Origin of the sequence: Pseudoalteromonas sp. SG44-1 (assembly GCF_014164315.1) — a bacterium.
GTDB classification, from domain to species: domain Bacteria; phylum Pseudomonadota; class Gammaproteobacteria; order Enterobacterales; family Alteromonadaceae; genus Pseudoalteromonas; species Pseudoalteromonas rhizosphaerae.
Genome location: NZ_JACJEW010000020.1, coordinates 13,927 through 30,021 on the forward strand (window position 1 = coordinate 13,927; position 16,095 = coordinate 30,021).

Below are 16,095 nucleotides of genomic sequence, written 5' to 3' on the forward strand. Positions count from 1 at the left end.
TGGCTTAATAAATAAGCAAGCTGGCGCCTGTTGTATCAACTTATCAGAGTGGAAGAAACAATCTCTATGGATCCAACTCCTCAGTCACAATTAAAACTTCTGATTCAAAAAGGTAAAGAGCAAGGTTACTTAACTTTTGCAGAAGTTAATGATCACCTTCCACAAGATATTATCGATTCAGATCAAGTAGAAGATATCATTAGTATGATCAATGATATGGGTATCAAGGTTAGCGAAAACGCGCCTGATGCCGATGAATTGATGATGCAAGAAACAACAACAGATGAAGACGCAGCGGAAGCTGCAGCCGCTGCGCTTGCTACTGTAGATAAAGAAATCGGCCGTACAACGGATCCGGTTCGTATGTACATGCGTGAAATGGGTACTGTTGAATTGCTTACCCGTGAAGGCGAAATTGTTATCGCTAAGCGTATTGAAGAAGGGATCAACCAAGTACAAATCTCGGTTGCAGAATACCCTGAAGCAATTACATACCTACTTGAGCAATGGGATAAGTTTGAAGCAGAAGAAATGCGCTTAAGCGACATTATCTCTGGTTTCTTCGATCCTAATGAAGATGCTGCGCCAATCTCTGCTACCCATATCGGTTCTGAATTAAGCGAAAAAGAACTTGATGATGAAGATGACGATGATACTGATAGCGATGATGAAGACGAAGAAGAAGTAGATACTGGCCCAGATCCTGAAGAGGCTCGTGTTCACTTTGAAAATCTTCGTGATCTTTATAATAAAGCGCGCGACACGTTTGATAGTAAAGGCCGTTCACATCCAGAATCGCAAGCTGCGATTTTTGAGATTGGTGAGCTGTTTAAAACCTTTAAACTAGTGCCGAAACAGTTTGATCGTATGGTTAACAACATGCGTGAAATGATGGACAGAGTTCGTGTTCAAGAACGTATCGTCATGAAACAAGCTGTACAAATCGCTAAGTTACCGAAGAAAACTTTTGTTAAGCACTTTGCTAATAATGAAACTGATGCTGCATGGATTGATCTTGAGATTGCTGCGAATGAAAAACATTCTGCAAAATTAGAAGAAATCAAACCAGAAATCATCCGCTGTATTAATAAACTATGTGTAATCGAAGAAAGCACAGGTTTAAGCATTGAGCGTATTAAAGACATCAACCGTCGTATGAGCATTGGTGAAGCAAAAGCGCGCCGTGCGAAAAAAGAAATGGTTGAAGCTAACTTACGTCTTGTGATCTCAATTGCGAAAAAATACACCAACCGTGGTTTACAATTTTTGGACTTAATCCAAGAAGGTAACATTGGTTTGATGAAAGCTGTTGATAAGTTTGAATATCGCCGTGGTTATAAGTTTTCAACTTATGCTACGTGGTGGATCCGTCAAGCAATCACCCGCTCTATCGCCGACCAAGCGCGTACAATCCGTATTCCGGTGCATATGATTGAAACGATTAATAAACTTAATCGTATTTCTCGTCAAATGCTGCAAGAAATGGGTCGTGAGCCAAATCCAGAAGAATTAGCAGAACGCATGATGATGCCTGAGGATAAAATCCGTAAGGTACTTAAGATTGCTAAAGAGCCAATTTCAATGGAAACGCCAATCGGTGATGATGAAGATTCGCACTTAGGTGACTTTATCGAAGATACCACTATTGATTCGCCAATCGACTCGGCAACAATGGAATCTCTTCGTGGCGCTACCAATGATGTGCTTGCTGGCTTAACAGCCCGCGAAGCTAAAGTATTGCGTATGCGTTTTGGTATCGATATGAATACCGACCATACCCTAGAAGAAGTAGGTAAGCAGTTTGACGTAACGCGTGAGCGTATTCGTCAAATCGAAGCGAAGGCACTACGTAAATTACGCCACCCTTCACGCTCTGACTTATTGAAAAGCTTCTTAGATGCTAAGTAATTAGCAAATACAGATTTAAATTTAAAAGGCCGCTGTAGCGGCCTTTTTTCTATTTACAGGAAATAATTATGGCTTGGATCCAAATCCGTATCAATGCTAATGCTGCAACCGCAGATGCAGTAAGTGATCTATTAATGGAGGCAGGTAGTGCGTCTGTTACCTTTATTGATGCTAAAGACACCCCTATTTACGAACCAAAAATCGGCACTGTGGTGTTTTGGGCTGACACGACTGTAATTGGTTTATTCGAAGCTAACCACGATATGAATGCGGTGATAGCTCTATTACAGCGCCATGATGAGTTAAAAGACACCTTAGTGTACAAAATAGAGCAACTTGAAGACAAAGACTGGGAACGTGAATGGATGGATAACTTCCACCCAATTCAGTTTGGTGAAAAACTATGGATCTGCCCAAGCTGGCGTGATATTCCCGATCCTGATGCCGTCAATGTACTGCTTGACCCTGGCCTTGCTTTTGGCACTGGCACTCATGCTACCACCGCTTTGTGCTTAAAATGGCTTGAAAGCCAAGATTTGACCGGTAAAACTGTGGTCGACTTTGGTTGTGGCTCTGGAATTCTAGGTATCGCAGCTATCAAACTTGGCGCTGAGCGCATGATCGGCATCGATATCGATCCTCAAGCCCTTGAAGCAAGCTTAGATAACGCACAGCGTAACGGCGTTGCCGATAAACTCGAAGTATACCTGCCAGAAAATCAGCCTGAGTTTAGCGCCGATATCGTGGTGGCCAATATTTTAGCTGCGCCACTGCGTGAATTACACAGTGTGATATTAGGCTTGTTAAAACCAGGTGGTAAAATTGCCATGTCGGGAATTTTAGAAGAACAAGCGCAGTCGGTAGCAGATGTTTATGCCCCTTTTTTAGCGCTTGATGATATCGCTGTTGAAGGTGAATGGACACGAGTAAGTGGCATAAAAAAAGCTTAACTTACTGGGATCGGCAATTTAGAGTATTAACGTAAAACCTTCAGGTAAAGCCTGTAATTAACAGGCTTTACCTATTATTTACACGCCAAAAAACAGAATGATTTCTTACCACAAATTACTTCTGTATAAAATTCACACAAATAAAGCCATTCGTCAAACTGTTATCAAATGTCAATACGCAAAAGTCAAAAAAAAGTCACTTTTGTTCAATTTATAGCCTTTGATTTTTGCAAAAAAAACCGTAAACTTAGCGCCCCTTGAAAAGAGGCCTATTGAATACAGTGCGTATCGGAACATACCAATTAGAGAACAATGTAATTGTAGCGCCAATGGCGGGAATTACTGATAGACCATTTAGACAACTTTGTCGCCGCTTAGGTGCGGGGCTTGCCGTGTCTGAAATGCTCTCGTCGAATCCTTTGGTATGGAAAACCGAGAAATCGATGAACCGTATGGATCATAGTGGTGAATCGGGAATACGTGCGGTGCAAATCGCAGGAGCTGATCCCGAGCTTATGGCTCAGGCTGCACAATTCAATGTAACTAATGGTGCACAGATCATAGATATAAATATGGGGTGCCCAGCAAAGAAAGTGAACAAGAAACTCGCAGGCTCAGCCCTATTACAGTTTCCTGATTTAGTGGAAGAGATTATTGATGCAGTGGTTAGCGCTGTTGATGTACCTGTAACACTAAAAATCCGTACAGGATGGGATCAGGACAACCGTAACGGTGTCGAGATTGCGAGAATAGCTGAACGTTATGGCATAGCTTCATTGGCCGTACATGGGCGTACACGCGCATGTATGTACAAAGGTGAAGCTGAATACGCCACTATTAGGGATATTAAACGTTCAGTGTCGATACCTGTCGTTGCAAATGGAGATATAACGTCTCCTGAAAAAGCAAAACAGGTTTTGGACTATACGGGTGCAGATGCCATTATGATTGGTCGAGCCGCCCAAGGTCGCCCTTGGATTTTTAGGGAGATAGACCACTATTTGCGAACCGGTGAACATTTACCTGTGCCTCCAATTGAGGAAGTACGTGGTATTTTGATGGAACACTTAGTGAACCTTCATGCGTTTTACGGCGAACCAATGGGAGCGCGCATCGCTCGCAAACATGTATCTTGGTATTTGCAAACCCATGACAGTGACGGTCAGTTTAGGCGAGTATTTAATGCTCTCGATAATCCACAGGCACAAATCGAGACATTAGAGCAATACTTTAAAACACTAGCAGCTAACTAAGAAAGAAAGAGATATAAACAATGTTCGAACAAAACGTGACTTCTCCATTTATCACTAACCCTCATGTTCAGTCACACGAGAAACCGCAGCCATTACGCGATGCAGTGAAGAAAGCTGTTCATCACTATTTAAAACAGCTTAACGGTCAAGATGTGCAAGACGTTTACGACCTTGTTCTTTCAGAGCTAGAAGCACCATTACTTGAAGAAGTAATGACTTACACACGTGGCAACCAAACACGTGCGGCAATCTTACTAGGTATCAACCGCGGTACTTTACGTAAGAAACTAAAGAAATACGGCATGAACTAATACCGTGTTGTGATTTATCACAACATTCGTTTGAAAAAGCACCTTCGGGTGCTTTTTTTATATCTTTAAAAATCCTCAAAAAAGCGTCTAATTGCAAAATCCTCACTCTGTATACCCAAATGACTTGTGTATAAATATCGTTTTTTAAGCGATATTCAGTTAAAATAGCGCCTTTCTAAGCTAGCTCAAACACTGAGGTAATCAAACTACAATGGATACACATCGTCCAATTCGTCGCGCACTACTAAGTGTGTCAGATAAAACCGGTATTGTTGAATTTGCTCGCGCTCTTGAATCACAAGGCGTAGACATCTTATCAACTGGCGGTACTTGTAAATTACTTGCTGATAACGGCATTAAAGTCACTGAAGTATCTGACCACACAGGTCACCCTGAGATCATGGATGGTCGCGTAAAAACTCTTCACCCAAAAATTCATGGCGGCATTTTAGCGCGTCGTGGTCAAGATGAAGATGTAATGGACGCTCATAACATCTCAGCTATCGATATCGTTGTAGTTAACTTATACCCCTTTGCGAATACAGTCGCTCAAGAAAACTGCAGCCTTGAAGATGCCATTGAGAACATTGATATCGGCGGCCCAACGATGGTGCGTGCTGCGGCCAAAAACCACAAAGACGTGACTATTGTAGTAAACGCCAAAGATTACGACCGCGTGATCAGCGAAATGCAAAGCAACAATGGTTCAACTACATACAAAACACGTTTTGATCTTGCCATTGCAGCTTACGAGCACACCGCGCAGTACGATGGCATGATTGCTAACTACTTCGGTAAGATGGTTGCTGATTACACTGATGAAGCAGCTGAGGAAACTAAATTCCCACGCACTATCAATATGCAGTTTACTAAAAAACAAGACATGCGCTACGGTGAAAATTCACACCAAGATGCAGCTTTTTATGTTGAAAACGACGTTCAAGAAGCGTCTGTTGCAACTGCCATACAACTGCAAGGTAAAGCACTTTCTTTCAATAATATTGCTGATACAGATGCAGCTCTTGAATGTGTGAAAGAATTTGATGTACCAGCCTGTGTTATTGTTAAACATGCTAACCCTTGTGGCGTTTCAATCGGTGACAACATCCTTGAAGCCTATGATCGCGCATTCAAAACCGATCCTACGTCAGCATTTGGTGGCATCATCGCCTTTAACCAAGAGCTTGATGCTGATACCGCTGAAGCGATTGTGTCACGTCAATTCGTTGAAGTGATCATTGCACCTAAAGTATCAGAAGCTGCTGCACAAATTATTTCGGCTAAGCAAAATGTACGCTTACTAGAGTGTGGCCAATGGTCAGGCAAAGCGACAGGTCATGACATCAAACGCGTTAATGGCGGTGTACTCATCCAAGACCGTGATTTAGGTATGGTAACGCAAGGCGACTTAACGGTTGTGTCTAAGCGCCAGCCTACTGAGCAAGAACTTAAAGACTTATTATTCTGCTGGAAAGTGGCTAAATTTGTTAAATCAAACGCCATTGTTTATGCCCGTGACGGTATGACCATTGGTGTAGGCGCAGGCCAAATGAGCCGCGTTTACTCAGCTAAAATTGCCGGAATTAAAGCCGCTGATGAAAACCTTGAAGTTAAAGGTTCAGTAATGGCATCTGATGCGTTCTTCCCATTCCGTGATGGTATTGATGCAGCTGCAGAGGCTGGTATTACTGCGGTAATCCAACCAGGTGGTTCAATGCGCGATGAAGAAGTTATCGCTGCCGCTGACGAAGCTGGTATGGCAATGGTGTTTACTGGCATGCGTCACTTCCGCCATTAATCACACAAAGAGCTAACTGCATCAGTTAGCTCTTTTTGTTTGCTACAAATTCACGTATTCTGCTTATTCTATAACCTATTCTAAAAATATAATGTGAAGGAACAGACGATGAAATTTGCACTAAAATCTCTACTTGTTGCCACCCTTGCGATGACATCAACTATGGCTATTAGCCATGAGCATGGCCATGATTCAGCATTAAATAATGCAGTTAAATCAAGCGAGCGCAGCAGTGATCGCGATCAATACCGCCACCCTGTCGAAACATTAGAGTTTTTTGGTTTTAAACCAACTATGACTGTTGTTGAGATTGCGCCTGGCGGCGGCTGGTACAGTGAAATTTTAGCGCCAGCACTGAAAGAGCAAGGCACTTATTATGCCGCGCATTTCCCTGCTGACTCATCGGTGGGTTATTACCAACGAGCTCTAGCTGGCTTTAAAAAGAAAATTGCTGAAGATGAGCGATTCAATAAAGTAAAGCTGACTGAATTCGCCCCTTCAACACATTTAGACATTGCCCCGGCGAGCAGCGCAGACATGGTGTTAACCTTCCGCAATGTACATAATTGGTATATGAGCAAAGATAAAGACGCCGCAGCTAATGCATTTAAGTCTTTTTACAAAGCACTTAAACCAGGTGGTACTTTAGGTGTGGTTGAGCATCGCCTACCTGAAGCGCAAGCTGATGAAATGCAAAAGTCATCAGGTTATATGAAGCAAAGCGTGGTAATCGAACTTGCTAAACAAGCAGGCTTTGAACTTGCAGCAAGCAGTGACATAAATGCAAACTCACTTGATACAGCCGATCACCCACAGGGTGTATGGACCCTTCCACCAAGCCTTAAACTTGGCGAGCAAGATGCCGCTAAATATAAAGCTATTGGTGAAAGCGACCGCATGACGCTGAAATTTAAAAAACCGCTTTAAATAGGATATTCGCCATGAATGTATTAGTCATTGGCAGCGGCGGCCGCGAACACGCACTTGCGTTCAAAGCCGCTCAAAATACAAAAGTAAACACTGTTTATGTTGCACCAGGTAATGCCGGTACAGCGCTTGAACCCAAGCTTGAGAATGTTGCCATTAACGTTGAAGATCTCGATGGCCTACTTAGCTTTGCACAAAGCAATAATGTTGAGCTAACCATTGTTGGACCTGAAGTACCATTAGTACTTGGCGTGGTAGATAAATTCCGTGAACACGGTTTAGCTATCTTTGGCCCAACAGCAGGCGCTGCGCAACTAGAAGGCTCTAAGTCATTCACTAAAGACTTTTTAGCCCGTCATGCTATCCCAACTGCGGATTATCAAACGTTTGAACAAATCGCCCCTGCGCTTGCTTATTTAAAAGAAAAAGGCGCGCCGATTGTAATCAAAGCTGATGGTCTTGCCGCAGGTAAAGGCGTCATTGTTGCCATGACTGAAGTTGAGGCTGAAGATGCTATTCGCGATATGCTAGCCGGTAACGCTTTTGGTGAAGCTGGCAGCCGCGTGGTAATCGAAGAGTTCTTAGAAGGTGAAGAAGCCTCATTTATCGTGATGGTTGATGGTAAAAACGTATTACCTTTTGCTACCAGCCAAGACCACAAACGCGCTTATAATGGCGATCAAGGTCCGAACACTGGCGGTATGGGGGCATACTCACCAGCGCCAGTGGTAACCGATGAAATTCATCAGCGCATTATGAACGAAGTGATCTACCCAACAGTAGAAGGTATGGCAAGCGAAGGCCATCCTTACACTGGCTTCCTCTATGCTGGTTTGATGATCGATGACTCTGGGACCCCTAAAGTAATCGAATACAATTGCCGTTTTGGTGATCCTGAAACACAACCTATGATGCTTCGTTTACAGTCTGACTTAGTTGAACTGATTGAAGCAGCTAATCGTGTTGAACTTGATAAAACGACGATTGAGTTTGACTCACGCGCAGCAGTGGGTGTGGTACTTGCAGCTAAAGGCTACCCTGATAACTACCCAAAAGGTGATGCAATCAGTGGCTTGAAAGTAACCTACCCAGAAGGCGAAAAAGTCTTCCATGCGGGTACTAAGCAAGACGGCGATAACGTAGTGACTGCCGGTGGCCGAGTATTATGTGCAACGGCGCTAGGTAACACAGTTACCGAAGCGCAGCAACGTGCCTACCAACTAGTTGATGAAATTAGCTGGCAAGGTATGGAATACCGTACAGATATTGCTTATCGCGCTATTGCTCGCGAAAAATAGGTCTAACCAGCAGCTATTAATAATAAGCGCAGTTTATCTGCGCTTTTTTAGTGCTACACTAAAACCGTGATGTATTACATATAAGTAGCACCTTGGAACAACAGCCATTTAAATACCATATTATTGCATTGTTTATTTTGAGCATACTATTGTTCATCGTATATACGTTTGCGAATCATTTAGCCACCCCTACTCGCTATACAATCAATAAAACAGCTGCGGTTTATTTAGCGCAAAGCTATCGCATAGATCCATCAAAATCATTAACACTTACAGCATTTTTAGACGAATCTAATTCACGTATTGCAGAGCCCTTTGACACCATTCCATGGGGGCTAAAATCTCAAAACTATTGGCTGCTGATGAAGTTAGACAATAGGACAGCAGTATCAAAAGAGCTTTACGCCCACTTTGATAATCCGATGATTGATTATTTGACTGTTTATCAACTCGATAACCAAGGCCAGTTAATTAACACCTTTAATTTAGGCGATCGGCAAACAGGATTAAGCTTATTTGAATACAGTGTACCGCATATAGAATTTACTGTTGCCGCACAAAACCAGAGTTTTTTGGTCATAAAAATAGACACTACAGGGATCAGTAAAACCCCAATTAACTTATATGGCGAGGCTGAATTTAAAGATTTACTCCGTGCACAAACCGCTATCTGGGGCATTTTTGTTGGCGTACTAATCATGGCGGCTTTATATAATTTAGTACTGTATTTTGGTATTCGTGATCGGGTTTATCTTATTTATATTGGCTACATACTGTCAGCGTTGATCCTAATGGGCTCGGTATTAGGCTTTGGTTTTTACTTATGGCCAGTATCCTTACAAAAGCTTTTTAACCTCCATATAGTGGTAAGTAATTACGCCATCGCATTTTTTACGCTGTCATTTTGTACTATGTTTTTACGTTATCATAAAGATAAATGCTGGCGCTATAAACTAAGCCTAATACTATTGGGCTTAATGTTCGTTTTAGGGTTCGCCAGCTTTTTCATTGTTGAATATATTTCTTCGCAAATATTTTTTGCTGTGTTGGTATTACTCTATATTGTTTGTATTATTTTAATTTACAACAAACTACTTAGCGGCTTTCGTTGGGCTAAGTTTTATATGATCTCGTGGATCCCACTGATCATTGGCGCTGCAATCCAACCTTTAGAACTAACAGGCGTATTAGAATATAGCTTCACCACCCGCCATGCTTTTTTGGTTGCGATTCTTTGTGAAGTCATCTTAATGGCTATGGCGCTTGCCGATAGAGTGCGCTATCAACGAGAAAAGGCGTTGTACCACGCCACTCATACAGAACAAACCAAGTTATTAAACAGTGCTATGCTAAAACAAGCCTATATGACTTTACAGCTCAATCAGCGCACAGCAAGCTTATGCTTAATTAGAATTACTGATTTTAATTCTCTCAGTCATATTTTAAATCAAACTCAAAGCTGTCAGCTCGTTGTTGCTATAGCTAAATCTCTTGAGCTGCAACTGAGTAAAGAGCGCGAGTTTATCAATTTAGATAACAATTTAGATACCTATCCGCGGATTGCCGATTTGAGCAACGGTGTGCTAGCATTCATTTCAATTAAAACTCAAAGTGCGCAATCACTGCATGATAAATTAACCAAAATCCGCAAAAGCTTACCGAAGCATCATCCAGTGCAAGGGTTTGATTTACAGTTAAACTACGCAATGGGTTATTGTATCCTAGATGGTGAAAGTGGCTTTGATACATGGTTGCAAAATGGCTATTTTTCATTAACCGAAGCGCCACAAACAAGCTATCCAAATAATCACTCAAAAGTAATGCCTGTCACTATGAACATTAGCTTAGCGGCTGCATTTCAAAATGCCTTAAAAACTAACCAGTTAACTATTTATCATCAGCCACAAATAGATTTACGCAGCGGCCAAACGATTGGCAGTGAAGCCTTATTGCGCTGGCCTAATGCTCCTTATGAACAAATCAATATTGAAGCTTTAATTCTATTAGCTGAACGTACTGGTCTTATCAATGAACTTACATTATGGGTGCTCGATCAGGCTTGCCAAGATATCGCTAAGTTTAATCACGCAGGTTTTTTTAAGCATAAAGTAAGCGTTAATTTAAGTGCTAAAAACTTAATGATCCATAATTTAATTGAGAAAATTGAAAACACTTTACTCAAACATAACGTTCCTGCTAAACAACTTAAATTTGAACTTACTGAGTCAGCTTTAATTGCAAACCAACAGCAAATGATTAGCTTAGTTGAACAATTAACCCGCCTTGGTATTGAAGTGATTTTAGATGATTTTGGCACTGGCTATTCGTCACTAAATTGTTTTGTTAGCTACAACTTTTCAACCTTAAAAGTAGATAAATCATTTATTATAGGTCTCCCTACTCACAGTGCTAATCGAGTAATTGTTAAGGCTGCGATAGAAATGGCGCATAGTTTGGGTTTAAAAGTTACCGTCGAGGGAGTTGAAGATGTCACAACACAACAACTTTTAAAGGCCATGGGGGCAGACTACGGGCAAGGCTACTATTACTCCAAAGCCATCGCTGTGGATGACTATTTGCTGTGGTTAGCTGAAAATAAACAAGCTAATTAAGTAAAATTGCCACATGTTTAAGGATTACTGATAGAATCCTCTTTTTCACATCTTTAGGGGCGTAAAGATGCAAGGCACTATCAAAAAATTAAAATCATCGCTAACACAACCGATTCAGTATCATTTGCCTGTGGGTGATGAGTTGGTCGATCTTAATGCCTATATTGGCAAGCAACTTACACTGACTTTTAATGGCGCTATTGTATGTTCTAGCTGCGGTAAAAAAACCAAAAAAAGTTACTCGCAAGGTCATTGTTTTGTATGTATGCGTAAGCTTGCTAGCTGCGATATGTGCATTATGAAACCTGAAACATGTCACTTTGACCAAGGTACTTGTCGTGAGCCACAGTGGGGCGAAGAAAACTGTATGATCCCACATTATGTCTATCTTGCGAACACGTCAGGGCTGAAAGTGGGGATCACCCGTCATACACAAATTCCAACCCGCTGGATTGACCAAGGTGCAACGCAAGCACTGCCAATATTCAAAGTACAAACGCGCTTACAATCAGGATTAGTTGAAGTTGCCTTAGCACAATTTATTGCCGATAAAACCAATTGGCGTAATATGCTCAAAGGACAAAGCGATGTCCTTGATTTAAAAGCTGCTGCGGCAGAACTTATTCCACAAATTGCCGATAAACTAAATGAACTTGCAGAGCTCTTTGGTGCTACAGCGATAGAACAACTTGATGAAGAAGTGGTTGAATTAGAGTTTCCAGTTACTACCTACCCAACCAAAATCAGTTCATTTAATTTTGATAAAGAACCGGTCGTCAGTGGTATTTTAAACGGTATTAAAGGCCAGTACTTGATCTTTGATACTGGCGTTATCAACATTCGTAAATTTACTTCTTACGATATCACCGTAGGTTGATTTTGCAGCTGATAAAATTCAAACCATTGCCGCTGCGTTAACGGGCGGCAATAGTAATAGCCTTGGATCACATCGCAGCCTAAATCCAATAAGTAACTATACTGGGCAAGCTTTTCAACCCCTTCAGCGATAACTTGTAAATTAAGACTATTCGCCATTGCCACTATCGCGGCAACAATCTCACTATTACCGTATTCATCGGGTACTTTAGCAACAAAGCTGGCATCTATCTTTAATGTATCTATGGGTAATTTTGTAAGGTAACTCAGTGCCGAATAGCCGGTACCAAAGTCATCTAGCGCAATCTGTATGCCCATTTTTTTAAGTTGCCACAACTCTCTTTTCGCCTGACTAAACGAGCTAATAAAACTACTTTCAGTTAACTCTATTTCAAGACAATTTCCCGATAAATTATAGCGCTGGAGCATTTTTTCAACGTTACTTGATAAACTTCCCTGACTAAGATGGCAAGCTGAGATATTAATTGCCAACCGACCAGCCGTTATTCCTTGTTGTTGCCATAATGCCAATTGCATGCCTGCATTATTGAGCACCCAGAGATCCAGCTTTACAATTAGACCGAGTTCTTCCGCCAATGGAATAAACTGTGCAGGCGATATTATGCCAAGCGCGGGATCTTGCCAACGTAAGAGTGCTTCAACACCTTTGATAGCTTTACTTCTTAAACACTGTTTAGGCTGAAAATATAGTTCAAATTCATCATTTTCGAGCGCATATTGAAACCGGCTCATCATCGCCAAGCGCTCTAAAGAGCGTGCATTCATCGATGCTTTAAATAACTGAAATGAGTTTCTACCCACTTCTTTAGAGCGATACATGGCAATATCAGCATGTTTTAGTAAAGTTTCACTATCGAGACCATCATCAGGATAGACCGCTGCACCGATTGATGCTGTCGCGCCTACCTCAAGCCCTTCGAGCTGAAAAGGAGTGTTTAAGTTATTTAAAATTTGATCGGCTAAACTAATCACAGCGCTAATGTCTTCAATCTCGCACAGCACCACAAATTCGTCGCCACCTAAACGTGCTAAAGTATCACCTTCACATAATACGTTTTGCAGCCGTATTGCCACCATTTTTAATAACTCATCCCCAGCGCTATGCCCTAAGCTATCATTGATTTCCTTAAACCGATCTAGGTCAATAAACATCACTGCTAACATGTCATTATTACGATGTGCAGCAGCTAATGCCATAGTTAACCTGTCATTAAATAAGCGCCTATTAGGCAAGCCAGTTAGCTCATCAAAATAAGCTAACTGAACGATTTTGTCTTCTGCAGTTTTACGTTCAGTGATATCGCTAAAAATCGCCGCATACACTAGCTCATCATCATTTGGCTCGCGGATAGCAATAATAGTTAGCCATTCAACATACAAATCACCATTTTTTTTACGATTGCATATTTCCCCTTGCCACACACCAGTTTGGGTAATGGATTGCCACATTTTTACGTAGAAATTTTTACCGTGCTTTCCGGAGCTTAGAATTCTAGGGTGTTTGCCGACCACTTCATATTCTTGATAGCCAGTAAGGGCGGTAAAAGCAGGATTAACTTGCATGATCACACCATCTTGTTGGGTGATCATAATGCCATCAAGTGACGCATCAATTATTTTATTCGCGAGATACAAATTACGCTGTGAATGCTGAAGATCCATATCACGTTGTTCAAGTACTTTTTCAAGATCACTGCAATAAGCGCTTTCTATTTCATTAACAAGATGCTCAATGGCGAGCACCCCTTTAATCTCCAAATCGTCACTGACCACTAAATGGCGTACATTGTTAGTAGACATTAACCGATATGCATCGAATAAACTGCTTTTTGAGCTTACCCGATACAAGGGCCGACTTGCAAAACTCCAACATGACGCATTACTATCGGGTTCGACGATCAAATGCAGTAAATCTCGCTGGGTGATAATGCCATGTTCGTCTTGCTGCTGGTTATACACTAAAATAACTTGGGCGGTTCGCTCGCGCATCATTTCAACGCCTTCACTGAGCGTCAAATAACTAGGTACCACTAACACATCTTTATGATATTGCTCTTTGATTGGTCTAAATTGTAAATAGTGATCAAGCCCTTGATTACGTACAATATCACTAATACTAATAACGCCGCATGGTAGCTCATCATCATCCACAACTAATAAATGACGAACACTGTGTTGATAAAAAATAAGCGCAGCATCACACAGTAATTGCTGACAGGAGATTTTCAATACCGGGCTACTCATTACGCTTTGAATTTCAATATGTTTAAGGTTGCTGTCAGTAAAATCTAGTTTAATGCAATCTGCTTCAGTCCAAATACCAACGATTTCTTGCCGTTTTTTTATAAAAATTGCACTTATATTATGAACCTGCATCAACCGTACAGCATCAACTAAAGAGGTATCGGTGGAACAACATACTAATTTCCTTGAAAAGATATCTGATACCTGTTGAGGGTGGCGAGTTTGTTTCATAATATTCGTCCTTAGTATAATACGAACTATAATTATATTATTATATTGCTCGCGCTATTTGATACAGGACAATAAATACATGCATACTTACTTCCCTTACTTGATATGTAGTGACAACGAGCTAGAAATTATTAATGAACAACGGGATTTAAATGACTATCTACACAGTTTAACCGCTGAACAACAGCAACACTGTGTGATATTGAATAAACAAGGCGAATATTTTGATTTAGCATTTAACCTTGCAACACCGCTGACTAACATAGAGTTAGCTCGCAGAGTAACGCAGCACTTAGCACAAGAAGGACACTGCTGCTTAACTAAAATAACCAGCCTAACAGCTTCCCAAGCATTTGATCTATTAGGAATAAAATAGCACGTTTAGTTGCATCAGCCGTTTTATCCATGAGTTTAGTCGCCTGTGGTGGCAGCGATAACAATAAAGAACAGCAAACCCCACCAGCGACTTCTACACCGGTAACCTAGTAATTACAGTTTATTTATTACAAATAAAGAAAAAGCTTACTATCATGAACACGCCTTTAATATTGATTTAACGCATATCGTTTACAGTGATAAAAATGATATTATAAACATCTCGTTATACTCAGCTCAGTAAGGCATATAGCAATGAGTACACCTAATTTATCAAGACGCATGCGCAGGCTTCGCCACAGTGACGCAATGCGACAGTTAGTACGCGAATTTGATTTTAATATTGGCGATCTTATCCATCCTATTTTTATCGAAGAGTCGTTAACTGAAAGTCTAGAAATATCCACTATGCCTGGTATACAGCGCATTCCTGAACATGCATTAGCCCAAGAAATTACTGAACTGCATAGATTAGGAATTCAGTATGTTATGCCTTTTGGCATATCGCATCATAAAGACAGTGTTGGCAGTGATACATGGCACGATGATGGTTTACTGGCACGTATGATTAAAACAATCAAACAAACATGCCCCGAGATGATGGTAATACCCGACATTTGTTTTTGTGAATATACAGATCATGGACACTGTGGCGTTGTTGAAGATAATCAAGTTTGTAACGACGAAACTGTTGCTAATCTTGTAAAGCAGAGTGTGTGCGCAGCAAAAGCAGGTGCCGATATGCTAGCCCCATCTGCGATGATGGATGGTCAAGTTAAAGCTATTCGAGCAGGCCTTGATAATGCAGGGTTTGAACATGTTGCCATTTTAGCTCACGCCATTAAATTTGCTTCATCTTTCTATGGTCCATTTAGAGCTGCTGTTGATTGTGAATTAAGCGGTGATCGCAAAGGCTATCAAATGGATTACGCAAATATTCGTCAAGCGCTTCAAGAAGCCCTTCTTGATGAACAAGAAGGCGCTGATATTCTAATGGTGAAACCAGGCACGCCCTATCTTGATGTCCTTAGCAGCTTGAGAGAGAAAACAAACTTACCTTTAGCTGCCTACCAAGTTGGTGGTGAGTATGCCGCTATTAAATTTGCAGCATTAGCAGGTGCCCTTGATGAAAAAAAAGTGGTATTTGAAACACTGACCGGCTTCAAACGTGCAGGCGCTGATTTAATAGTGAGTTATTATACAAAACAAGTTGCACAGTGGTTAAAAGAATAACCGTTGTCACTTTTTGGGCATGTAACATTTTAGAACACGCTAACCCTATATTGGCTTA

At 41.2% G+C, this 16,095-nt stretch carries 12 protein-coding genes; 11 read left to right on the forward strand and 1 reads right to left on the reverse strand.

From position 1 onward, the window contains the following. The first annotated feature begins 66 nt into the window (after positions 1-66). The 9 genes from rpoD (at position 67) to H5187_RS11065 (ending at position 11,934) form a co-directional block, all read left to right on the forward strand. The gene (gene rpoD, locus H5187_RS11025) at positions 67-1,908 is read left to right on the forward strand and encodes an RNA polymerase sigma factor RpoD (protein ID WP_145234798.1); all 1,842 of its coding nucleotides are present in this window, start codon (positions 67-69) and stop codon (positions 1,906-1,908) included. 68 nt (positions 1,909-1,976) lie between these two features. Further along, positions 1,977-2,858 (forward strand): 50S ribosomal protein L11 methyltransferase, encoded by an 882-nt coding sequence (gene prmA, locus H5187_RS11030; protein WP_149983109.1) that lies wholly within the window; start codon positions 1,977-1,979, stop codon positions 2,856-2,858. 281 nt (positions 2,859-3,139) lie between these two features. Continuing rightward, complete coding sequence (dusB, locus tag H5187_RS11035) at positions 3,140-4,111, forward strand: tRNA dihydrouridine synthase DusB (RefSeq protein ID WP_179959235.1); 972 nt, start codon at positions 3,140-3,142, stop codon at positions 4,109-4,111. Between the two features lie 20 nt (positions 4,112-4,131). Next, on the forward strand, positions 4,132-4,422 hold the full coding sequence (fis, locus tag H5187_RS11040) for a DNA-binding transcriptional regulator Fis (RefSeq protein WP_002957804.1): 291 nt from the start codon (positions 4,132-4,134) through the stop codon (positions 4,420-4,422). Between the two features lie 211 nt (positions 4,423-4,633). Beyond that, positions 4,634-6,220 (forward strand): bifunctional phosphoribosylaminoimidazolecarboxamide formyltransferase/IMP cyclohydrolase, encoded by a 1,587-nt coding sequence (gene purH / locus H5187_RS11045; protein WP_182717208.1) that lies wholly within the window; start codon positions 4,634-4,636, stop codon positions 6,218-6,220. Positions 6,221-6,328: 108 nt separating this feature from the next. Beyond that, positions 6,329-7,147, forward strand: coding sequence for a class I SAM-dependent methyltransferase (locus H5187_RS11050; protein ID WP_182717209.1), 819 nt, complete (start codon positions 6,329-6,331; stop codon positions 7,145-7,147). Positions 7,148-7,161: 14 nt separating this feature from the next. After that, a complete protein-coding gene (gene purD / locus H5187_RS11055) occupies positions 7,162-8,445 on the forward strand; it encodes a phosphoribosylamine--glycine ligase (protein ID WP_182717210.1) in 1,284 nt (427 codons plus the stop codon). Between the two features lie 92 nt (positions 8,446-8,537). Beyond that, positions 8,538-11,057: an EAL domain-containing protein gene (locus tag H5187_RS11060; protein ID WP_182762201.1), complete on the forward strand. Its 2,520-nt coding sequence runs from the start codon at positions 8,538-8,540 to the stop codon at positions 11,055-11,057. Between the two features lie 67 nt (positions 11,058-11,124). Further along, on the forward strand, positions 11,125-11,934 hold the full coding sequence (locus H5187_RS11065; protein WP_149983115.1) for a DUF2797 domain-containing protein: 810 nt from the start codon (positions 11,125-11,127) through the stop codon (positions 11,932-11,934). On the opposite strand, the gene H5187_RS11070 is transcribed toward H5187_RS11065, so the two are convergent. Beyond that, entirely contained in the window at positions 11,913-14,429 is a 2,517-nt protein-coding gene (locus H5187_RS11070; protein WP_182797867.1) for an EAL domain-containing protein, read from the reverse strand. The two genes, H5187_RS11065 and H5187_RS11070, sit on opposite strands and share 22 nt — an antisense overlap. A gap of 79 nt (positions 14,430-14,508) precedes the next feature. Here H5187_RS11070 and H5187_RS11075 point away from each other — a divergent pair, with 79 nt between their 5' ends. Both H5187_RS11075 and hemB read left to right on the forward strand, forming a co-directional pair. Then, a complete protein-coding gene (locus H5187_RS11075; protein ID WP_182717213.1) occupies positions 14,509-14,805 on the forward strand; it encodes a DUF4144 family protein in 297 nt (98 codons plus the stop codon). 254 nt (positions 14,806-15,059) lie between these two features. Next, on the forward strand, positions 15,060-16,037 hold the full coding sequence (gene hemB, locus H5187_RS11080) for a porphobilinogen synthase (RefSeq protein ID WP_149983125.1): 978 nt from the start codon (positions 15,060-15,062) through the stop codon (positions 16,035-16,037). Positions 16,038-16,095 lie beyond the last annotated feature (58 nt).

Excerpts from the sequence above, each read along its gene's own strand:
- purD (WP_182717210.1), top strand. The coding sequence starts at position 7,162 with ATGAATGTATTAGTCATTGGCAGCGGCGGCCGCGAACACGCACTTGCG.
- H5187_RS11065 (WP_149983115.1), top strand. The coding sequence starts at position 11,125 with ATGCAAGGCACTATCAAAAAATTAAAATCATCGCTAACACAACCGATT.
- prmA (WP_149983109.1), top strand. The coding sequence starts at position 1,977 with ATGGCTTGGATCCAAATCCGTATCAATGCTAATGCTGCAACCGCAGAT.
- fis (WP_002957804.1), top strand. The coding sequence starts at position 4,132 with ATGTTCGAACAAAACGTGACTTCTCCATTTATCACTAACCCTCATGTT.
- H5187_RS11070 (WP_182797867.1), bottom strand. The coding sequence starts at position 14,429 with ATGAAACAAACTCGCCACCCTCAACAGGTATCAGATATCTTTTCAAGG.
- rpoD (WP_145234798.1), top strand. The coding sequence starts at position 67 with ATGGATCCAACTCCTCAGTCACAATTAAAACTTCTGATTCAAAAAGGT.
- H5187_RS11050 (WP_182717209.1), top strand. The coding sequence starts at position 6,329 with ATGAAATTTGCACTAAAATCTCTACTTGTTGCCACCCTTGCGATGACA.
- purH (WP_182717208.1), top strand. The coding sequence starts at position 4,634 with ATGGATACACATCGTCCAATTCGTCGCGCACTACTAAGTGTGTCAGAT.
- hemB (WP_149983125.1), top strand. The coding sequence starts at position 15,060 with ATGAGTACACCTAATTTATCAAGACGCATGCGCAGGCTTCGCCACAGT.
- H5187_RS11075 (WP_182717213.1), top strand. The coding sequence starts at position 14,509 with ATGCATACTTACTTCCCTTACTTGATATGTAGTGACAACGAGCTAGAA.